Annotated in this window: 20 protein-coding genes; 10 read left to right on the top strand and 10 right to left on the bottom strand. The window is 61.8% G+C overall.

The features are described 5' to 3' along the window. Nucleotides 1-22: 22 nt before the first annotated feature. The 4 genes from AC6H4Z_RS00200 to AC6H4Z_RS00185 all read right to left on the bottom strand — a co-directional run bounded on the left by AC6H4Z_RS00200 (nt 23) and on the right by AC6H4Z_RS00185 (nt 3387). Nucleotides 23-517: a GAF domain-containing protein gene (locus tag AC6H4Z_RS00200; protein WP_497544707.1), complete on the bottom strand. Its 495-nt coding sequence runs from the start codon at nt 515-517 to the stop codon at nt 23-25. Next, entirely contained in the window at nt 518-946 is a 429-nt protein-coding gene (locus tag AC6H4Z_RS00195) for a DUF6992 family protein (RefSeq protein ID WP_497544706.1), read from the bottom strand. A 38-nt stretch (nt 947-984) separates the two neighbouring features. Next, the gene (locus AC6H4Z_RS00190) at nt 985-2631 is read right to left on the bottom strand and encodes a hypothetical protein (protein ID WP_497544705.1); all 1647 of its coding nucleotides are present in this window, start codon (nt 2629-2631) and stop codon (nt 985-987) included. A gap of 246 nt (nt 2632-2877) precedes the next feature. Next, complete coding sequence (locus AC6H4Z_RS00185; RefSeq protein ID WP_497544704.1) at nt 2878-3387, bottom strand: plastocyanin/azurin family copper-binding protein; 510 nt, start codon at nt 3385-3387, stop codon at nt 2878-2880. 181 nt (nt 3388-3568) lie between these two features. Here AC6H4Z_RS00185 and AC6H4Z_RS00180 point away from each other — a divergent pair, with 181 nt between their 5' ends. Further along, a complete protein-coding gene (locus tag AC6H4Z_RS00180) occupies nt 3569-4285 on the top strand; it encodes a 1-(5-phosphoribosyl)-5-[(5-phosphoribosylamino)methylideneamino]imidazole-4-carboxamide isomerase (RefSeq protein ID WP_497544703.1) in 717 nt (238 codons plus the stop codon). A gap of 15 nt (nt 4286-4300) precedes the next feature. On the opposite strand, the gene AC6H4Z_RS00175 is transcribed toward AC6H4Z_RS00180, so the two are convergent. Together AC6H4Z_RS00175 and AC6H4Z_RS00170 are read right to left on the bottom strand one after the other, a co-directional pair. Continuing rightward, complete coding sequence (locus AC6H4Z_RS00175) at nt 4301-5617, bottom strand: M16 family metallopeptidase (protein ID WP_497544702.1); 1317 nt, start codon at nt 5615-5617, stop codon at nt 4301-4303. Further along, on the bottom strand, nt 5614-7017 hold the full coding sequence (locus tag AC6H4Z_RS00170) for a M16 family metallopeptidase (protein WP_497544701.1): 1404 nt from the start codon (nt 7015-7017) through the stop codon (nt 5614-5616). The genes AC6H4Z_RS00175 and AC6H4Z_RS00170 overlap by 4 nt, the downstream gene beginning before the upstream one ends. A gap of 31 nt (nt 7018-7048) precedes the next feature. Between AC6H4Z_RS00170 and murB the strand changes: the two genes are divergently transcribed. Beyond that, a complete protein-coding gene (murB, locus tag AC6H4Z_RS00165; protein WP_497544699.1) occupies nt 7049-7999 on the top strand; it encodes a UDP-N-acetylmuramate dehydrogenase in 951 nt (316 codons plus the stop codon). 15 nt (nt 8000-8014) lie between these two features. Here the strand turns inward: murB and AC6H4Z_RS00160 are convergent, their stop codons facing one another. From AC6H4Z_RS00160 to AC6H4Z_RS00150, 3 genes are read right to left on the bottom strand one after another with little or no spacing between them, the layout of a single operon-like run. Next, on the bottom strand, nt 8015-10156 hold the full coding sequence (locus AC6H4Z_RS00160) for a BamA/TamA family outer membrane protein (RefSeq protein ID WP_497544698.1): 2142 nt from the start codon (nt 10154-10156) through the stop codon (nt 8015-8017). Between the two features lie 25 nt (nt 10157-10181). Then, a complete protein-coding gene (locus AC6H4Z_RS00155; RefSeq protein WP_497544697.1) occupies nt 10182-12128 on the bottom strand; it encodes an ABC-F family ATP-binding cassette domain-containing protein in 1947 nt (648 codons plus the stop codon). Next, nucleotides 12125-12472 (bottom strand): arsenate reductase family protein, encoded by a 348-nt coding sequence (locus tag AC6H4Z_RS00150; protein WP_497544696.1) that lies wholly within the window; start codon nt 12470-12472, stop codon nt 12125-12127. Before AC6H4Z_RS00150 ends, AC6H4Z_RS00155 begins: the two co-directional genes overlap by 4 nt. A gap of 64 nt (nt 12473-12536) precedes the next feature. Here AC6H4Z_RS00150 and AC6H4Z_RS00145 point away from each other — a divergent pair, with 64 nt between their 5' ends. The 3 genes from AC6H4Z_RS00145 (at nt 12537) to AC6H4Z_RS00135 (ending at nt 14480) form a co-directional block, all read left to right on the top strand. Then, on the top strand, nt 12537-13535 hold the full coding sequence (locus tag AC6H4Z_RS00145; protein ID WP_497544695.1) for a hydrolase: 999 nt from the start codon (nt 12537-12539) through the stop codon (nt 13533-13535). 115 nt (nt 13536-13650) lie between these two features. Further along, nucleotides 13651-14181: an NfeD family protein gene (locus AC6H4Z_RS00140; RefSeq protein ID WP_497544694.1), complete on the top strand. Its 531-nt coding sequence runs from the start codon at nt 13651-13653 to the stop codon at nt 14179-14181. 17 nt (nt 14182-14198) lie between these two features. After that, nucleotides 14199-14480, top strand: a complete 282-nt coding sequence (locus AC6H4Z_RS00135; RefSeq protein WP_497544693.1) for a hypothetical protein — start codon at nt 14199-14201, stop codon at nt 14478-14480. Here the strand turns inward: AC6H4Z_RS00135 and AC6H4Z_RS00130 are convergent. Next, nucleotides 14477-14779, bottom strand: a complete 303-nt coding sequence (locus AC6H4Z_RS00130; protein WP_497544692.1) for a hypothetical protein — start codon at nt 14777-14779, stop codon at nt 14477-14479. The two genes, AC6H4Z_RS00135 and AC6H4Z_RS00130, sit on opposite strands and share 4 nt — an antisense overlap. Nucleotides 14780-14870: 91 nt before the next feature. Here AC6H4Z_RS00130 and mnmG point away from each other — a divergent pair, with 91 nt between their 5' ends. From mnmG to AC6H4Z_RS00105, 5 genes are all read left to right on the top strand, one after another. Further along, the gene (gene mnmG, locus AC6H4Z_RS00125) at nt 14871-16817 is read left to right on the top strand and encodes a tRNA uridine-5-carboxymethylaminomethyl(34) synthesis enzyme MnmG (RefSeq protein WP_497544691.1); all 1947 of its coding nucleotides are present in this window, start codon (nt 14871-14873) and stop codon (nt 16815-16817) included. Nucleotides 16818-16933: 116 nt separating this feature from the next. Then, on the top strand, nt 16934-17665 hold the full coding sequence (locus tag AC6H4Z_RS00120; protein WP_497544690.1) for an SIMPL domain-containing protein: 732 nt from the start codon (nt 16934-16936) through the stop codon (nt 17663-17665). A gap of 237 nt (nt 17666-17902) precedes the next feature. After that, nucleotides 17903-18670 (top strand): ParA family protein, encoded by a 768-nt coding sequence (locus AC6H4Z_RS00115; protein WP_497544689.1) that lies wholly within the window; start codon nt 17903-17905, stop codon nt 18668-18670. Next, nucleotides 18667-19581 (top strand): ParB/RepB/Spo0J family partition protein, encoded by a 915-nt coding sequence (locus AC6H4Z_RS00110; protein WP_497544688.1) that lies wholly within the window; start codon nt 18667-18669, stop codon nt 19579-19581. The genes AC6H4Z_RS00115 and AC6H4Z_RS00110 overlap by 4 nt, the downstream gene beginning before the upstream one ends. Nucleotides 19582-19733: 152 nt before the next feature. Further along, nucleotides 19734-20756, top strand: coding sequence for a BMP family protein (locus AC6H4Z_RS00105; protein WP_497544687.1), 1023 nt, complete (start codon nt 19734-19736; stop codon nt 20754-20756).

The following is a 20756-nucleotide window of genomic DNA, read 5'->3' as shown; positions in this document are numbered from 1 at the left end:
CTATACCAGGCGGGAGTTCGCGTCAACCGCGGCCGACGCCGGCAAACCAGCGCACGATGCGCTCCAAGCCATCCGCGTCCTGCTGATCGAACGCAGCACGGCGGTCTGAGTCGATATCGAGTACCGCAATGAGCGCCCCACTCGCGTTGAACACCGGCACCACGATCTCGGATTTCGAGCGCGCATCACAGCTAATGTGTCCGGGAAATCGATCGACATCCGGAACGACGATCGTCCGTCGCTCTGCGGCCGCGGTCCCGCAAACTCCCCGTCCAAAAGTGATGTCGAGGCAGCCCAGCGATCCCTGATACGGCCCAACGCGCAAAAGGTTCGGCGAAACCACGCGATAGAAACCGGTCCACAAGTGGCCGAACGCGTGATGCAGGAGTGCGCTGAGCGTCGCCATTCCGGCAACCTCATCGTCGATTCCCGCGAGCACCTGAAGAAGATACGCGTGTAGCTGCGCGTATGCCCGATCCTTGGGCTCTCGGCGGAGATCCGGAATGCTTTCGGCCATCTACCTGGATATTACGGACGCGAACTGCAAATCGATGAGTAGCAGCGCGAGTCCCTGGACGATGATCCCAATTCCCGCACCGACGACGGACACTCGCCGAGCGAGATACCAAGCAGAGCAGGCGAGTACAACGCCGACGGCAACGAACCCGGCATCGAAACCGATGTTCATCCAGAGCATTCGTTCCAGTCGGGCGGCACCCGACACATCGCGAAGCTTGGCGGAGTGCCACTCGATGGCGGCGATGGCGCCAAACACGACGCCCCAAACAGCCATCTGACCGGCAAACTGGACCAGCAGCGGCGAGCGAATTCGGCGCACCGCGAGCATCGCGGCGACTGTCGTCGCCGCAATGATCGATAGACCTGCCCAGAGCAAGACTCTAAGCAGATGCTGTTGTTCAGCGCGTAAGAGAGTGTCAGCCCACACGCGAGGATGCTAGCCAAGCATCGACACGCGAGGAAGTCCTATTCTGCCGACGGTGTGAGTGCCTGCATCACTGGAGTATCCAGGGGGCGCTGAGCGCGCGCGATCCGTTCTGGCGACGCCAACCCCGGCGGCGGCGCATCCCACAGAACTACACCAACAGCATTGCCTCCCGCAGCGCGAATTCCGTCGAGCGCCGATTGAACGTGCGCAATTCGCGTGTGGCCAACTCGTGCGCAGAGAATCGTGTCGGGGATTGGGAGCACTCCCGGCAGTCCTGCTTTCGCATGTTCGAGTGGCGCTACGATGACGATGGCTTCATAGTGGCGCGCAAGACGCGCCGCGTCTCGCTGAAATAGCTCGGTCACCGCGGACGGTTTGTGGTCGACGGACGACAAGCCACTCGGGACAACATCAATCGTTCTGTCGCGGCCGACCACGGCCTGTGAGGTAACCTCAGCCCATTCGAGGTGACGGTCGAGGATATCGGCGACCCCGGGCTCGGCGTGGATTCGCAGTGCTGCAGCAACCGACGACGTGCGGGAGTCGGTGTCGATCACGATCGTACTTCGCGCCTCATCCGCCGCGATTGCTGCGACATTCACAGCGACGACGGCAGCAATCCCCAAGTCCTCGCCCGTGAGCGTCAGCGTCAGTCGGCTCGCTCCTGCGCGAGCAACGTGCAGATATGTCAGCTGATACCCGTCGGCGGCCGGATCGAAGTACGGTGGAGCGTTGCGATCGGCAGATCGCCGCTGGCGATCGGGGCTGCGCGGGCGAGGGCGTACTGTCGCCAGCACGCGCGCGCCGGTCATTCGCTCGAGTTCATGCTCGTCGCTCACCCGAGGACGGCGCATCTCTCCGGCGAAGGCAGAACCGAAGCCGAGAGCGATGCCAAAGATGAGCGCCGCGGCGAGCAGCGCCACTGGCGGCGCATCGAGTCGTGCGTCTTCGCGTGCGCGCGTGACCGCGCGATCGTACTCTCGAGCGGCGGTTCGCGCATCCTTGAGCGAAGTCATTGCCTGCCCAACGAGCGATTGCGCTGAGTCGCGCTCGGCAATCCACGCTGTTGTGTCGACCGACGGAGCGAGCGCCACGGCCTGGCGACTCGTCGGAGCACTCATCTTCGCGAATTCCTGGCGGAGCGTTTCGCGTCTGTCCTGTGCAAGCGCTTGAATGGACCGGCCGATCTCGGTGGTGCGCGCGGTGAGCGCGACGAGAACTGGATCGGCCGCGTCTGCTGTGCCAAGACTCTCGCGGCCTTTTTCGACTTCCGCGAGTGAATCCAGCAGCGCTCTGGAACGCGGATTCGAAGAGAGCTGCGCTGATTCTCCGAGCGCCCGATATGTCGCGGTGAGCGGCGCCGTTTCGACGCGAGTCAGCAGCGCGTCGAGATCGTTGATCGCCGTTGCTACCGAATCGCGTCGCGCAACGAGCGCCGGACTAATCGAGTCGACTGCCGGGGGCCGAGGAACGATTGCGTGCGCGCGCGCGGCGGCGAGGGATGATTCAGCAGCCGCGAGTCGCACACGTGTGTGCGCGAGTGCGCCGATGAACGGCGTGGTGTCCGGACGGGCGTCTACGGGTAGCGCAGATAGTGGCGCGGCCCGCCTTATCTGTTGCGGCGCCAGAATGAGCGCGACGAGGGCGGCGATGAACGAGCCAATTCCGACGGCCCCGATGAACATGGGACGGTGAACGGCGTTCCGCGCCCGCGCCGTAAGCCAAACGGGGCGGGGGATCAGTCGCGGAAATTCGCCGGTCATTTGCGCCATGCTGCGAGTCTCTCTTACCAAAGAACGGACCGCAATCCGAACCGCGCTCCACAGTTCTCTCTGGCACGCGCCGGGCCAGTTTCGCTCGACAGCGCCCTAACAAAAAAAAGCGGGGCCCACGGGGGCCCCGCTTTCCTGAGTATCGACTACGAGAACAGCTTACTGAACCGTAACCTTGCCCTTCATGTTCATGGCGAGGTGCGGCGTGCAGTGGAATTCATACGTGCCCGGCTTGACGCCGCCGAACGAGACGGTGTACTCGTCGTTCGGGTTCATCAGCATGGGGCTCTGAAGCTGCGCGATCTTGTTGTCCATGTTCGCGTCGAGCTGCGCCGAAACGTCAGCCGGCAACGTTGCGGGATCGAACGCGATGTTGTGCGGCTGGCCAGAAACCGTCACGAACTTGATCGCGTCGCCAGCCTTGATCGTGAGATCGGCCGGTTCGAAGCGGTAGCCCTTATCGTCGCTAACCATCTTGACGGTGTGCGTCGCGCCAGTGGCAGCAACCTTTGCAACAGCGCCAGCCGCAGGAGCGGCGGCAGCAGCGGCCGGAGCGCTAGCAGCAGGAGCAGCAGCGGCCTTACTCGTATCCGTGCCCGTCTTCTCGCCGCCGCCGCACGCGCCGAGGACAGCCGCGCTCGCAATGAGCGCCAGTCCGTAGAACCGCATTTCTTGGAGCCTCCAGTAGTGCCTAGCTAAAGTCGTGGTTTTATCCGCGTGACCCGCGGGTATGTGAAACTATTCACAAAGTCCGGTCCGCGCAACGCAAAGCTTCGGGCCTTGGGCGTGGCAAGAGGTACGCCCCTTTTCGTGCATCGCCCGAACCCGCGGTGGCGCTTTAGTTTGGGGGATGATCGTCATCCCCACCGTCGCCCTCGCCCAAGGCGTGTGCGTTCAGCCGTCGTCCGGAACTCACGGGTCGAGCGGCGGGTCTCCGCTGGGCGACCCCGTTTCCGTCGTCCGCAGCTGGGCCAATGTGGGATTTCGACGAATCCATCTTCTCGACACGGACGCGGTCTCGGGAACTGGCTCGAATGCATTTCTCGTTGACGACATCGTGCGCGATGGCGCCCTCGAGGTCGACGTCTGCGACGCTGCGCAGTCGAGCGATCATATCGAGCGACTGATCGACGCGGGCGCGACGCGGGTCGTCCTCGGAGCACGCGCGTTGAACGAACCCGAGTGGCTCGCTGGGGCGTGCGACCTCTTTCCCGGACTTCTGATTGTGTCGACAGATGTTCGCGAACGACGCCTGGTCACACGCGGCTGGGTTCGAAGCCTTCCGCACGACATTCTCGATGTCGTTGGCGAATTGAATGGCCTGCCGCTCGCGGGCTTTCTCGTTTCGAGCGCGCCCACCGAAGAGCTACGGACGGGGGCAGACCTCGCGCTCCTGGAAGACGTCGTCGACGCATGCGACTACCCCGTCATCGTATCCGGCGGCGTTTCGTCGATGAACGAATTGCGCGCGCTCGAGAATCGGGGCGTCGCCGCGGTCATACTTGGCGATGCGCTCTACACCGGCGCCATCGATCCACACGGTGCGGCAATGGAGTTCGGCGAATAGCGTTCGCGCTGCGAGTCAGAACTGATCGATGAGCGCACGAGACAGTGCGCCGGATTTTCCCAGGTAGACGAAGCGAAAGTCGCGCATGTACTGACGGGCAACCCGGCGAACATCATCGGGACGCACGCGCCGAAGGTCTTCGACGAAGTGATTCGCCACCCGATAGTCGCCCTGATAGATCTGCGCGCGCGCAAGGAACGTCGCCTGATCCGCGTTCGTCTCGTTCTTCAGGAAGTAGTCGGTGATGAACTGCTGCGTGAGACGCTCGAGTCCCTGTGGGTCGATGAGCTCACGCTGCAGACGATCGATCTCGGTGCGCATGATCTGCAGCGTCGCGTTTGGATCGGTCGTCGTGACGTAGACGCCACCGTCGGCAATCGCGCGCTCGAGAAACGGCGCCTCAACTTCATATGAGAGGTTACGTCGCGACCGAATCTCGGTGAAGAATCGGCCAGATAGCACAGCGGATGCAACGCGAAGTGCCTGATAGTCCGGATCGCGAGCACCAGGCCCCGCGTAGAATCCGAGCAAATAGTTGGTCGGCAGCTGCGCGTCGCGCACGACCAATGCCTTGCCCAGCTTGGCCGGCGCGCGAGGTGGAGTCCATGTGTACGTGCCGCGCGGAAGTTGTCCGAGCGTTCGCTGAACGAGTTGCTCGAGACGCGGGCGCTCGATGTTCCCCACGACAACGAGGAGCATGCGCGACGTAATCATTTGCGTCGCTTGATATCGGCGCAGCGCCGCAACCGTGATCGATCGAAGCGACGACTCCGTGCCCGTTGGCGAGAACCCGTACGGGTGTCCGACATGCGCCACGCTGTCCGCGAGGCGATTCACGAGAGGATCCGGATTTTGCTCGGCCTCGCGAAACTCTGCCGTCATTCGCGCGCGCACGAGCTCGACTTCGTTCGAGTCAATCGTTGGTGCTACGAGTCGATCGGCGAAGATCGCCCACGTCGAATCGAAGTTCTCGCGAATACTCGTGAAGCCAAAGCGCGTCCAGTCTTCGGACGGGTCAATCGCAACAGTGCTGCCGAGTGCGGCCGTGAGCTGGCGAACTGCCTCGCGCGGAAAGCGCTTTGTTCCTCGCTCCGTTACCTGCAGCAGTAGCGACTCGATCCCCTGCGTTGCAGGACTTAGTTGCTGCGTTCCGCCCAAGAGATAGACATTTGCCGCGACTACGTCGTTGGCCGTATTCCGTCGCAGAATCACCTTGAGTCCGTTGACATCGAACATTGTCGTCGACGTGTCAACGGCCTGCGCGTGTGTTATGCGCGGCGCGATGGCGGCGGTCGCTAGTAGCGCGACCGTCAGTATCCGGCGCGCGATCACGGACGAACCCCCGCGTCCATGAGCATGGCCTGTGTGAGATCGATGGTGCGACGTGCCTGTGGACTCAAGAGCACTCCGGTAACGTGCGGCTTGCCAATGATGTACTTGCTCGCGTACGACTGTAGATCCTGCGGCGTCTGCTTGCTCATGGTGTCGACGTACCCGAAGAAGTAGTCGAGTCCTGTGACCGCCCACCAGAATCCGAGTTGGTGTGCAAAGCCAGACGCCCGCTCCAGTCCGAGCTTCGTTCCGACTATGCGACTCTGTTTCATCGTGTTCAGCTCTGCGGCGGAGAAGTAGCCCGGATCATTCAGTTTTTGGATTTCATCGCGCAGCGCGGCGAGCGCGGCCTTGAATTTTTCGGGCGACGTTTCGCCCTCGATCGTGATCGGCCCAACCTGATTCAACGTGTAGTAGTTGACGCCGACCGAGTGAAAGAGCCCGCTGTCGACCAGCCGTCGCTGGAAGCGCGAACCTGGCTGATTTAGAACATCCGAAAACACGTCGGCGGCATAGGTGGCTGCAACGTCTTGGCGGGCGCTCGGGCCCTGCCATTGCAACATGATGACAACGGAACCAATTGGCTGTTCGACGATGACCGCTGTGTCGCGCGTGAGCGGCGGCATCGGCGGAATTGGTTCGGTCTCGAACGGGTCAGCACTCTGCTTCCAGTCGCCAAAGATTGTCTTCGCGAGCGCGAATGCCTTGGCGGCCGGGACGTCGCCCGTGATGATGATCGCGGTGTTGTTCGGGACGTAGTAGCGCTGTTGAATCGCGCGCATTTTCTCCGGCGTCGTGCTCTGAATGACCGCTCGCTCTCCGAGCGGGTTCTTTCGACTCCACCCGGTGGACCACAGCGCCTTGCTCATCGCCGTACTGAACGGAAAGAATGGACTCGATTCGTTGCGGTCGTATTCGCCAATCACAACCTCGCGTTCGCGCTCGAGCTCGTCTTTGCGAAAGAGAGGATTGATGAGGGCGGCCGCCAGAAACTTCATTCCGCCTTCGACGCTGTCCGCCGGAACGGTGAGGTAATAGTTGACGCGCTCCTCACTTGTGGTCCCGTTGAACTCAGCGCCCAGTTCGGAAGCGCGCGCTACGAAGTCGTCCGGGTTGGGATACTTGGCGTTCGCCTTGAAGAACATGTGCTCGTATAGATGCGACAGTCCTTCGAACTCCGGCCCCTGCGTGAACGATCCGTTCTTTACATCAGCTTCAATCGTTACGAGCGGCACGCCGCGGTTCTCGACGACGATGACCTCGAGTCCGTTGGGTAGCGTTGCGCGCTGAATGTGCTTTTCCAACTCGGCCCGCTGCGCGCCGAGTAGCGACGAGACACCAACGGTTGCGGCTAGCACAAACCGAAGCGTACGAGCGAGAAACGGGGTGCGCGGTGGCATCTCGAACCCATCCATGGTTTCTTTCCTCAACATGTCCGATTCAAAGGCCCTCGAGCAACTCGCGTCGCGTTTGGACGCCGCGCACCTGCGCCGCAACGAAACGCTGGCGCCGTTCACGACGTTCAAGATCGGCGGCCCGGCCGATCTCCTCTTCGAAGCAACATCCGCCACTGCGCTTGCGAATGCCGTGCTCGCGGCGCGCGAGACTGGTGTACCCTACTTCGTCCTGGGCCTCGGAGCCAACGTCCTGATCGGCGATCGCGGCTTTCGGGGTCTGGTCATCCGAAACACCGCCCGCGCACACGAGTTCCGCGAGGACGGCGACGTCTGCCATCTGTGGACCGAAAGCGGCGCGATCGTCAAGCAGTTGATTCAGGAGTCGGTGTCGAAGGGTTGGTCGGGTCTAGAGCACTACGTAGGCATTCCGAGCACCGTTGGCGGCGCAATATGGCAGAACCTTCATTTCCTGTCGCCGGCACCCGAACGCGATAGAACGATGTTCATCGCCGAAGTGTTCGAGTCGTGCGAAGTCCTCACGGAGGAGGGCGATCGAAAGACCGTTGGGCCGGACTACGTAAAGTTCGGCTACGATGACACCGTGTTTCATCATCGCCGCGACATTGTGCTCGCGGCCACGTTCAAGCTTGCGCGAGCCGATCAGGCAGCGCTGCAGCGCGTCCTCCAGGAGAACTTGAGTTGGCGCGGGAGCCGGCATCCGTGGCTCGAGTGGCATCCCAGCGCCGGCTCGATCTTCAAGAAGATTGAAGGTGTCGGTGCTGGCCGACTGGTGGATCAGTGCGGGCTCAAGGGTTTTCGGCATGGTGACGCACAGATCTCACATATTCACGCGAACATCATGGTCAACCTCGGCCATGCTACGGCAAAGGATGTTCGCGAACTAATCTCCATCGCGCAGAGCGCCGTCGAGAAGAACTGCAACGTCCATCTGCAGCCAGAGATTGGATTTATTGGAGAATTCTAATCAGGCGCACCGGCGCTAAAACGCGCCACCGTAGCCGAAAACGAATCGCCAGCCGCCAGCGTGGTCGACGGGGCGCGCTAAGCCAACGTGTAGCAGATCTGAAAAGAGCGTGACACCGCCGCCGACCGTGGCACGAATCCCCCCGGTTGGAATGGAGATCGGCGCGCCATCCACCACACCGAGCATGGCGGCGGCCTGTCGCGCGCCTGACGATGAGAGTTCGGTCCAACCACCTTGAGCGCTCACCGCGAGCCCCGGGCTCAGTCCCGGCAACATCAGATTACGCCACGCGTGGATCGGACGGCGCCACAGATTGAATCGGTAGCTCGCGAACGTACGAAACAGAACCGCGCGGTCGCCCGTGAATTCCTTGTATTCGTAGCCCGGCAGCGCCTCGTTTCCGCCGAGTTCAAAGAGCTTCTGCGGTGGCGGACTCCCTCCCAGGACTATTCCGCCATCGGCATGCGCCGCAAGCGAGATCGGTCCGAGATACTGTCGCCCCGACAGTGAGAGTTCCGCGCGCTGCCACTGTAGTTCGCCCGACGCAGCCTCGTAGTGCGCACGCACGCCAACGCCTGGTTGGACGAAATCTCCGCTCACGTTTGGATGGATTTCCAGATCTGCACTACCAATCGTGTAGCTGCCGTCGGTCACGCCGCGGTTCGCGAGAAAGCGCGACTTACTGAGCAGGCCGTGCGACAATCGGGTGTGTTCGGATCGATCGTCGCCAAATCCGAATTGGAATGTTGCAAGAGCAACGTCCACGGAGTGAAGGACCCGCGTAACAGACAGCATCGCCGTCCGGCGATCGACGTAGTCGAAATTGTCGACCGAATTGAGGATCCCCCAGATCCCCGGATCATCGGCGAAGGGCAAAGAGAAGTCGTTCGTCGACGCTAGTGCGCGCTCGGCGCGCAGCCCGACGATCGAGCCGCCGCGATTGTACGAGGCGAACGCTCCGCCCCGCACCGTCTGTTCGGACCACGCCCAGCCACCGTGCACGCCGGCGGTGAGCCCGGGCGCAAGGCTGCGAAAGTCGACCGAAGGCGCGAGTCCTGTGAAGAGTCCCTCGACGCGATTGAATCGAACGATTCGACTCGTGTTGTTCGGAAAGAGACTAAATCGCGGCGACCCAGTCGGACGCCACACATCGGGAGCGAGATCGATGAAGTCGTCGGAATGCACAGACCCGCTCTGCGTGCCGATTCCACGCTCCCATCCCGCATAGTTATTGAGGCTGTCAGACGGCGCCCAGCTGACGATCACGCGCGGTGAATTTACCGAATCCGCGGACGGTGGCCCCGAACTCACAGCGATGTCGCTGATGCTCGACACGAGACGAAAGATCGGCCGCATTTGCCCGAGCGCCGGGAAGCTCGCCTGAAACTCCGTGCGCTGAAACGCCGGTAACCAATACTTGCCGTCGACTTCAGCGTTTACGAATTCACCGTACGCTACAGCCACGGCGCCTGTTGCCGCGCGAACCATACGCGACATCGTGCTCACGGAACCGCCAAGGGTGACGAACTGACCGCGCATTCGCACGATTTGCGCACGCTCCGCATCGAGATCGATTTCGCCGTCGAACGCGCCGAGTCGCGTGGCGCCATGAAAACTCGGATGGACATGAATTCGAACGATCGGAATTCGCCGCTCACCCACACGAAGCACCGTCACCGTGTCGCCGCCAGCGAACACGTAGTACGCGTCTCGATCAGCGGCGAATGGATGCACCGCGACTAGCGTGTCCTGTCGTCGTCGCGATTGATTGAAGTACGCGCCCATGAGCAGACGGTCTCCATAGAGCGACGGAACGGTCCACGCGCGAACGATGCTCAGTGTGGAGTACGGAACTCCGATCGTCTGCGAGCGGTAACCGACAACGTGAAGGTCGTACCGACCGCTGCGATTCCACTGGCCACTCGTCGCCAGCTGCTCGACCTGCGCCGTATGCTCCCGACCGAGCGTATCGCGGACCAACAGCGACAGCTCTGTTTCGATATGGCTCTGATACGATCGAAACTCCGGCGGCGGCGCGCGATTCGCCTCGGCGGCGCGAGCGACGAGGGCGCGAAGCGCCGGCGTTGCGTACGTTGAATCACCAGCCGGAAGCGAGGCAGAGCTGGCGAGCTGCGCGCAGAGCAGGAAGATCAGCATTCGGGCGGGAGAGGACTGCCAGTCTCTACGCGCGCCCGGCCGTCAAAGTGTCGAGCGCATCGATCGCCGTACCCCATTCTTCGAGCGTGCGTTCCAGCGTGGACTTCAGTTTCTCCAACTGGACTCCAAGCGTCTTGGCCCGCTCTACGCCGTTGGGCCGCGTGTACAGCTGCGGATCCTCCAACTCGCGCATCACCGTCTCGACCTCGCCTTCGAGCGCCTGGATCCTGGTCTCGAGCTCGGCGACGCGGCGCTGTGCTGTTTTGAGCGCGTTCTTGTCGTCGCGTCCGGATTCGTCACGTCGCGCGGTTTTCTTCTTTTCTTGCACACGCCGTAGCGCTTCTTCTTCTGCCGCACGTACGGACGCCGCGTGGCTGCGCTCGCTCGACACCAACTCCCATTCGGCGAAGTTTCCGTCGAAATCGGTGACGTGCCGTTCGTGAAGCACCCAGAGACGCGTGGTCAGCGTACGAAGCAATTCGCGGTCGTGGCTGACGAGAAGCACGGTGCCCTCGTACTGCTCGATTGCGTCTTCGAGCGCCTCGATCGACTCGACGTCAAGATGATTTGTCGGCTCGTCGAGAATGAGCAGATTCGCGCCACTCAGCATCAGCATGGCCAACGCGACGCGAGCACGTTCTCCGCCTGAAAGCGAATCTGCGTGACGCTGCACTTCGTCGCCCGAAAAGCCGAACCGACCGAGATGGCCCTGTACCATACGACGATCCCAGGTCGGCCGAAGATCGTTGATGACATCGAACAGCGACTGATCGAGCGGGACCTGCGCGAGATCCTGTCTATAGTACCCGACCTTGATCCCGCCCCCAACGCGCAGTTCACCACTGGTGACCGGATGCTCACCCATCAGCGCGCGAATGAGCGTCGATTTCCCGGATCCATTCGGACCGATGAGCCCGAGCGTATCACCGCGCATCAGGGTCGCGTTCAGATCTTTCACGAGAACGCGGCCTGGCACACCGATCGTTGCGTGCTCCGCGGACATGACCCGATCGCCGCCTCGCTCCTCGACCTCGAAGCGCACCGCCATGGTACCGTCTTCACCAATGGGCGCACTGAGACGCGGCATTCCTTCGAGCCGTTTACGTCGGCCCTTCGCCTGCTTGCTGTTCTGACCGGCGAGGTTGCGCGCGATGTAGTCCTGCTCGCTCGCAATCTTGCGCTGCTGTTGATCGAAATGACGCTGCTGGGTCAGACGCCGTAGCGAGCGCTGCTCGACGAACGCGGCGTACGTCCCGACGTACGGTGTCGCGCTATCTCCCTCGAAATGCAGCACGTGATCGACGACAGCAGCGAGAAACGCACGGTCGTGGCTGATGAGGAGAACAGTCGTGCTGACCGTTGCCAGATAGTCCTCGAGCCACCTGGTCGTTTCCAGATCTAGGTGGTTCGTCGGTTCGTCGAGCAAGAGCACATCGGCGGGACTCACGAGTTGTCGCGCGAGTCCGAGTCGCCCGCGCTCGCCGCCGCTGAGTTGCGACACCGCTTGGGTACGGGCAATCGCCGGGTCGAAGCCGAGACCGTGAAGCACGGCGTCGACGCGCGGGGCGATGGTATAGCCGCCTTCTCGCTCGAACCGTTCGAGATCCTTTCCATATCGACCGAGTGCGGCTTCGCTCGAATCGTGTTCGAGGCGCGACGCCTGCTCCACAAGCGAGCGCTCGAGCGCGAGGAGATCGGCGAACTGACCTGCGGCGGCCTCCCACACCGTCGTGGCACCCGCGAACTCCCGGTGCTGTTCGAGTAGAGAGACGCGAATGTTCGGCTGACGCGCAATTTGGCCGCGCGTCGGCTGCATCTCACCCGTCAAAAGCCGAAACAGCGTCGTCTTGCCAGTCCCGTTGCGACCAACAATGCCCCAACGATCACCCGCCCCAACGGTGAACGTGATGTCTCGGAATAACGTCGTCGCGCCGAATTCCACGCTGACGCCAGAAACCGCAAGTTGCGTCACTTATCGATCCAGCTCTTCCAGTCCTGTTCCGCCAAACCGACCGTCAACGCGTTCGAGTTACGTACGAGCGGCATTCGGAGAAGCAGTGGCTCCTCGGCAAGTTTCTCCATCCAACGTTCGTCAGACAGGCGTGCGTGGCGCAGACCGAGCTCGTCGTACCGCTTCGACTCACGATCAATCAGCCGGTCGAGACCGAATTTTTGGATGAACCGGCGGAGCTCACCCAACGACGCTGCTCGCTCGTTGAGATCGACAAAGTGCGTTTTCACGCGTCGCTCAGCGAAGAATCGAAGCGCTTTTCGGGTTTCTGCGCTCTTTTTCACTCCAAAGACTTGAACTTCCATCGTTCGATCTGGCCTGTTATTGATCGCGAGCCCAGCGCCCAACCCACGCCCCGAGACTCTTTCCGTGTCGTCCAACCGCAGAAGCGAGTATACCTACCGCCCTGCGTGGTGGGTACGGGGTGCCCACGCGCAAACGCTCTGGGGAAAGTTCTTTCGTCCGCGTCCCTCGGTACCAACCACACTCGAGCGCTGGACGACACCAGACGGCGACTTCATCGATCTGCATCGTTTGCCCGCGGCGCCGGGAGCCCCGAGGCTGTTCTTCCTCCACGGGCTCGAAGGCACCATTCGGTCGCACTACGTCGCAGGGTTTTTTGGCGAGGCAGCCCGGCGTGGCTGGGCCGCCGATCTTTTGATCTTTCGCGGATGCGGCTCGGAGCCGAACAACGCTCCGCGCTTTTACCATTCGGGCGACACGGGGGATCTGGCCTTCGCGCTCGACCGCGTGATCGCTGAGTCACCAGACTCGCCCATCGTACTCGCCGGCGTCTCGCTCGGCGGAAATGTCTTGCTGAAGTATCTCGGTGAGCGCGGAAGCTCGTTGTCGCCGCGGATCGTTGCGGCAGCAGCGATCTCAGTGCCGTTCGACCTCGAGCGCGGCTCTCGATTTATCTCACAGGGGTTTTCGCGGATCTACGACCGACATTTTCTTCGCACGCTACGACAAAAAGCATTGGCCAAGCTCGAACGTTTCCCCGGTTTGTTCGAGCGGTCAGAACTGGACGCGGCGACATCGATCTATGAATTCGACGATGCTGTCACTGCCCCGGTTCACGGATTCGCCAACGCTCATGACTACTACGCTAAATCGAGCTCTCTGGGCTGGATCGACCGAATCGCCAGGCCCACGCTACTGCTGAGTGCGATCGACGATCCGTTCCTACCGTCGGCAGTACTCGACGAAGTCCGAGTCATTGCGAACGCGAATCCGAATCTGCAGCTCGAGTTTACCGAGCACGGCGGACATGTTGGTTTCGTGAGCGGGAGCGTTCCCTGGCGATCGCACTATTACGCCGAGTGGCGCGTTTGCGAATTTCTCGCATCCAAGCTGCGGCGGGATTGAGGAGTATCGCGCGAAAGCAACGGTAGAAGTCCAGACTTCAAAACGATGGCGATGTTCGGCACATTGCTGGCATCATGGCCGCCAACGCGCGGCGACGTCCACAAAGAATTCGGGCATGAACATTCTTTTTCTCGCCAGCTTCGTCGTCGGACTGCTGCTTGCAGTCCGCGTGATGATGTACGGCGTCGAACGCCCCCGCGAAGAAAACCCCGCCGGTGAGCGATCGTTTCGGCTTTCGCCTGCAATCATCGTTGCATTCCTGACTGCGTTTGGCATCACCGGCTACGTTCTGACGCGACGCGGCGCCATCAGTGTCGCGATGGTTCTTGGAATTTCGATCGGGCTTGGAATTCTGTTCGCCGCGATGGCAGCCTATTTCGTGAAGAAATGGTGGGTCATCACGCCAGAGCACGACGTAGATGACATTCGCTATGTCCTACAGGGACACATCGCTCGTGTGACCAAAGCCATTCGGGCGGATGTTGATGGAGAAGTGACTTACGAGCTTGGGTCGGAGAAGCACGTGCTCCGCGCACGCAGCTTCGATGACGGTGCAATCGCCGCCGGCACCGACGTAGTGATCGAGCGCATCGAAGACGACGTCGCGTACGTCGAGGCGTGGATGGAAGTGGAGAAGCGACTGTAGTCGAAGGAGAGTGGGCGATGTGGGACGCGATTCTGTGCATCACCATCATCGGCGGGTTTTTCGTCCTTCGCGCCATACTCGCGACCGTTTTCTTCTACTACCTGCTGCCCGAAGGCGACCACTGTCCCAACTGTGATGCGCCAACCCTTCGCATCCAGTCACGCGCCTGGAACGTGCTCATGCCGCGATTCCGCACGAGTTGGTGTTATCACTGTGGCTGGCACGGACTGCTGCGCCGCGGTCCGCTTACTCCGACTTCAGCGCCCGCGCACCTGACCAAGCACGGCGAGTCGCGCTAGCTGCCTGCCGCGTTACCCGACGCGTGAATTCGAAGCCAGTCCGGCCAGTTGCCGCTCAGCTCGAAGAAGTCGTCGAAATACGTGAGACCGAGCTGTTCGAGCTCGGCGATCAGATCGCCGAGTGCGTCACCGCCATCGCCGTAGATCGGTCCGAGGGCGATCAGGTCTCCCTCGACGCGAAATTCGTCGGCAGTTAGGCCGAGTCGCTCGTCGAGCTGCTGGCGGGTCAGTCCGCTGGATTCGTAGGCCGCGCGACGGATAAAGAGCGTCGGTGCGCCTGTGGTGATCGCTAGTGCCATGGGGCTTCACTCCGGTTGCGATTGCGCGGAGAACAATATATCCCGAGCGGCCAATGCTCCCCGTGACCGTCGTCGGTCCGTAGCTTTCGGCATGACCGCGAGCATGCCCTCCAACTTCGAAGCAGAGTACGACGTTCTCGTCGTCGGCGCCGGACACGCTGGCACCGAGGCCGCCGTCGCTGCTGCGCGGACGGGAGCGCGGGTCGCGATCGTCACCAGCGCGCTGGAAACGATCGGTCAAATGTCGTGCAACCCAGCCATCGGCGGCGTTGCCAAGGGCACGGTCGTGCGCGAAGTCGACGCGCTTGGTGGAATCATGGGGCGCGCGACCGACCTGGCGTCGCTGCAGTTCCGAATGCTGAATCGGAGCAAGGGGCCGGCGGTTTGGGCGCCACGAGCGCAGTGCGATCGCGGACTGTATAGGCGCGCGGTGCGCACGCTGCTTGAAAGTCACGCGAGACTCGAGACGATTCAGGGTACCGTCGCCCGATTGATCATCGACGAAGCGTCCGGTTCCGTCGGCGGAGTGGAGACGCTCGAGGGACGACGGTTTGCCGCTCGCGCGGTCGTGATCACGACCGGCACCTTCCTTCGCGGTCGCATCCATATCGGCACGGAAACGAAGATCGCCGGCGGGCGCGCCGGGGAATCCGCGGCGACGCACCTGGCGGAGCAACTCGACCGGCTCGGGCTCGTCGTCGAGCGATTCAAGACCGGGACGCCACCGCGGATCGACGGGCGGTCGGTCGACTTTAGCTCGCTCGAGCGGCAAGAGAGTGAAATAGAGGCGTTCGATTACTCGTGGTCGCATTTCTGGCCATCGCCACGGCGTTCGGACGATCGCGCGCGCCACCCGGACCAGATTCCGTGCTGGATCACCTTCCTCGGCGAGAAGGGGAAGCAGATCATCCAGGAGAACATCGGTCGCTCGGCGATGTATGGTGGTGCGATCGCGTCTCGAGGTCCTCGATATTGTCCGTCGGTCGAGGACAAGATCGTCAAGTTTCCGACTGCAGAGCGGCATCAGATCTTTCTGGAGCCGGAAGGTCACGACACGAGTGAGCTGTACGTCAACGGACTTTCGACGTCGCTCCCGGCGCCCGTTCAGCTCGAGGTGCTTCACTCGATCCCTGGTCTCGAACGCGCGCGGATGACGCGCGCGGGCTACGCGATCGAGTACGACTACTATCCGCCCACGCAGTTGGACGCGGGGCTGCAGGTGCGCGCGCTGCGCGGCCTGTTCTTCGCTGGCCAGATCAACGGAACGACTGGCTACGAGGAGGCGGCGGGGCAGGGTCTCGTCGCCGGACTGAACGCCGGCCGCCAGGTGCTGAACAAAGCGCCCGTGATCCTCGGTCGTGAGAGTTCTTACATTGGAGTTCTCATAGACGACCTCGTCACGCGTGGCGTAGACGAACCATACCGCCTGTTCACATCACGGTCGGAGTTTCGTCTGACCGTGCGACAGGACAACGCACTGCGCCGCCTCGCGCCAATTGGCTTGGAACTCGGCCTCTATTCGGCCGAGGAGGCAGTGGTCATCGAACATCGGTTCGCCGATGAGGATGCCGCATTGCGCCTCGCCGAAACGACGAGCATCACGCCGGCCCAGGCGGCGGCGACCCTCGCCGGCGTGGACAGCGCGCCTCTCGCGCATTCGGTGAAGATCGCGGAAGTCGCGAAGCGTCAGCTAGTCTCGCTCGACGCGCTGTTCTCCGCGGTGGGCGTCGGGGCCGACATTCGGCGCGACGCGTTGATCACGGCCGAGCTGGAGCTGAAGTATGCGGGATATTTCGTACGTGAGCGGGATCAGGCAGCGAAGCTTCGTCGCATGGGCCAGTTCGCGCTCGACGAAAATATTCCGTACGCGGAGTTGCGATCCTTGTCGCTCGAGTCGCGACAGAAGCTCGCGACGCTCCGTCCGTCGACGCTGGCGCAGGCGTCGCGCATTCCGGGTGTGAGTCCGACGGACCTTCAGAATCTCGTGCTCGAGATCGAAAAGCGTCGTCGCCGTTCGAGCGAAAGCGCGGGCGCCTAGATCAGTGTGGACGGGCCTGTGAGTGGAACTTCGCGCGAGGCAATTAGTATCATAATGGTACTTATTGACGAAGCACGAGGATTGCGAGACAGACTTGTCCCACTCACTGGAGACCTATGGTGCGAAACCTTGTCATCACCGCTGGCGTCATCGCCGCGTTTGTGAACCCGCGATCCAGTTCGGCGCAGGGTGCTTCACAGGGCGCGCTGCAGCCGCAGATCGTCGTCAGCGGCGCGGGAGAAGCTCGCGTCGCGCCGGATCGTGCAACGATCATGATTGGCGTTCAGAGTCGCGCCGCGACGGCAGCGGCGGCAGCGGCAGACAACGCGCGTCGTCAAAAGGCGATCCTCGACACGCTGCGGGCGCTCGGACTCGGTAGCGATCAGCTGTCGACGGCGAACTACAACGTCTCTCCCGAGATGGTCTACAGCCCGAACGGGCAGACGCCCCCGAAGGTGACTGGCTACACCGTCACCAACAACGTGCGCGCGGATGTTCGTCGCCTCGAAGATGTCGCGCGCGTCATCGACGCCTCACTCGGCAAAGGAGCGAACGAGATTTCGAGCCTGCAGTTCTATTCTTCTAAGGCCGATTCGGCTCGGCGCGCAGCGCTCGCGTCCGCGGTTGCAGACGCCCGCCAAGACGCTGAGGTGCTTGCCAAGGCCGCCGGAGGGACACTCGGCGCCCTCCTTGAGTTGTCGACCTTTGAGACCCCGGTGAGGCCAATTGCCGTGTCGATGCGCGCCATGGCGGCATCGCCAATGGCGGAGAAGACGCCGATCGAGCCAGGACAGCAGACGATTTCCGCAACAGTGACAGCGAGGTGGGCGCTGGTCGGCGGGAAGTGAGTGAACCGCGCGACCCATCGCCATTGGACATTGGCTGACAGGGTCGCGCGTTGCGTCGATCTGCCGAGCACAGACGTGCCACGTGGCACAGCAGGGAGCGACAAACCTGCGGTGCCACGTGGCACGTTGTCTCACTCCGCCAGCTTCCGTAGATTGGCCATGGTCGGGCTGAAGAAGCCAGAGTCGGGCGCTGAAGCCCCGAGCGCCGCCCCGACGCCCCTTTAGCATCTCGAGATAGTGGCCCGCGTCATCGCGATAGCGAACCAAAAGGGCGGGGTTGGTAAGACCACGACCGCCGTCAATCTCTCCGCCAGTCTCGCAGCCGCAGAGCAGCGTACGCTGTTGATCGACGGCGACCCGCAGGGCAATGCGACGAGCGGCATTGGACTCCAGCGGGATCAGTTCACTGCCACGGTCTACGACGTCCTGATCGGCGACGTCTCCATCGCAGATGCCACGCTGCGACAGGTCCAGTTCAAGCATCTCGACGTCCTTCCAGCAACCCCAGATCTGGCTGGCGCCGAGATCGAGTTGGTCGACAGAGAGGATCGCGAGCGGATGATGCGGTCCGCCGTTGCGTCGGTGCGTAACAACTACGACTTCATCCTTATCGACTGTCCGCCGTCCTTGGGGCTAATCACCCTAAACATGCTTGCCGCGGCCGATGCGCTCTTGATCCCGTTGCAATGCGAGTACTACGCGCTCGAAGGGCTCTCGCAGCTGCTCAACACGGTCCATCTGGTCCAGCGGAGCGTCAATCAAGAGCTCGCCATCGACGGCGTTCTGCTCACCATGTACGACGCCCGGCTCAACCTCTCAAGGCAAGTCGCGACCGAAGCCAGGGAGTACTTCGGAAATCAGGTTTTCGAGACTGTTATTCCGAGAAACGTGCGACTCGCCGAGGCACCGAGCTTTGGCAAACCGATCATTTTATACGATGTCGCGTCGGTGGGCGCTCAGGCGTATCTCAATATCGCTAAAGAACTTATGAGGCGCATCAAGTGAGCGCCGACAAGCCCAGACGCCTCGGGAGAGGGCTCGAAGCGCTTATCCCGTCCAACGCGTCCGCCCCAGCAGCACCCATCAGCGACCTGCAGCGCGTGGCGCTGTCGCGCATCCGTCCTAATCCGTTTCAGCCGCGCTTGGAGTTTGATCCGGCTGAGCTCGCTGAACTCGAGGCGTCGCTGAAAGCGACCGGCCTGCTGCAGCCGATTACCGTCCGCCGAAAGGGCGACGCATTCGAGCTCGTCGCCGGCGAGCGGCGGTTCCGCGCCGCCACCAACCTGGGCTGGACCGAGATTTCGGCCATCGTTCGCGACTTCGATGATCGCACCATGCTGGTGCTCGCCCTCGTCGAGAATCTGCAGCGGGCCAACCTCAACGCCATCGAAGAGGCGCGCGGCTATCGCCGCCTCATCGACGATTTCCAGCTGACCCAGCTGCAGGTCGCCGAGGCTGTTGGAAAGGACCGCACGACGGTCACGAACCTTCTTCGCGTTCTCAGCCTTCCTGAGCAGGTGCAACAGCTGGTAGAGCAGGGTGCGCTGACCACCGGCCACGCCCGCGCCCTGCTCGCGCTCGGTCCCGATCACTCTCCGCTCCAGCTCGCCGAAGAAGCGGTCCGAGCCGGAATGAGTGTTAGAGAACTCGAACAGCGTGTTCGTGAGCTTGGCGGCGGCGCGGTCCCGCCGAAAAGGGAGTCGGGCTCGCAGGGGCGGGAGATAAAACCTGCCACGCCGTCCACCGATCCAGCTGTTCGGAGAATCGAGGATGACCTGCGTCGGTATTTCCAAACGGACGTTCGCCTTCTTCTTTCAGGCGAAGCCAAGGGGCGAATCGAGCTCGCCTTTTACTCGAACGACGACCTAGATCGCATTCTCGACTTGATTTTGAAAGAAAGCAGACGCGATTTCTAAACATCCTAGACGCACCACTAAGCCAGTATAACGCCACTCCACAAACAAACTCTGACGCCAGAGGCGACCTTGTATCCGATCGCTTGCTGCGAGCGTGTGGAATTCTACGTGGATAACTAAGTACTTATACAACAACAACTAAAGGAAACGGCGTGCTCAGGAATACCCGTTTTTCCACTCTTTTCAACACGATTTTATCAGTCGCGCTGGTTGCCTGCGGACACGACTCGGCCAAGACTTCCAAAGAGACCGCACCGACGCTGAAAGTCGCGCTTCTGACACCAGGCGCGATCAACGATCAGTCGTGGAATTCCGGCGCCTACCAAGGCTTGATGCGCATCAAAGACAGCCTCGGCGCTCAGGTCAGTCACATTCAGACAAAAACCCCTGCGGAGTTCGAGGATAATTTCCGGCAGTACGGAAATCAGGGCTACACCATCGTCTTCGGCCACGGATTCGAGTACCAGGACGCCGCCAAACGCGTCGCGCCAGACTTTCCCAAAACCATCTACATAACAACGTCGGGAACGACCGAAGGGCCGAACCTCGCCGGAATCGCGTTCGGCTTCTCCGACGCGTCGTATCTCGCCGGAATCCTGGCGGCGTCTGTCTCCAAGACTCACAAGCTCGGAGTCATCGGCGGTCAAGAATTGCCCCCGGTCGTTGAAAGCTTTCGCGCCTTCGAGGCCGGCGCGCGCTCGGTGAATCCGGCCGTCACCGTCACGACGTCGTATATCGGGAACTGGGACGACGTCAGCGCTGGAAAAGAAGCGGCCCTCGCACAGCTCTCGCGCGGGGTCGATGTGATTTTTCAGAATGCTGATGCTGCCGGCCTTGGCGTGTTCCAGGCTGCCAGAGAGAAGGCCGGCACGTTCGTCGTTGGGTCGAACTCCAATCAGAATGGCGTAGCGCCTGACGTGACACTGGGAAGCGTCGTCATCGATCTACCGCTCGCATTTCTGACGATTGCGAAGCAAGTAAAAACTGGAACGTTCAAGGCCGGTGTCATCGAACTCGGCGAACAAGCGCACGTCGTAACGTTGGTGCTCAATCCGGCTCTCGAAGCGCGTGTTCCCGCCGCGGCCCGCGCGCAAATCGATTCGCTTCAAACGAAAATGCTCGCCGGTGCCTTTACGGCACCCAAGCTCAACGACTCAGCGACCGCCCGACGCTAA

Source organism: Leucogemmata humicola, assembly GCF_055379415.1.
The sequence above is the reverse complement of the archived record's forward strand: the minus strand, read 5'-3'. Positions and strand labels throughout refer to the sequence as shown.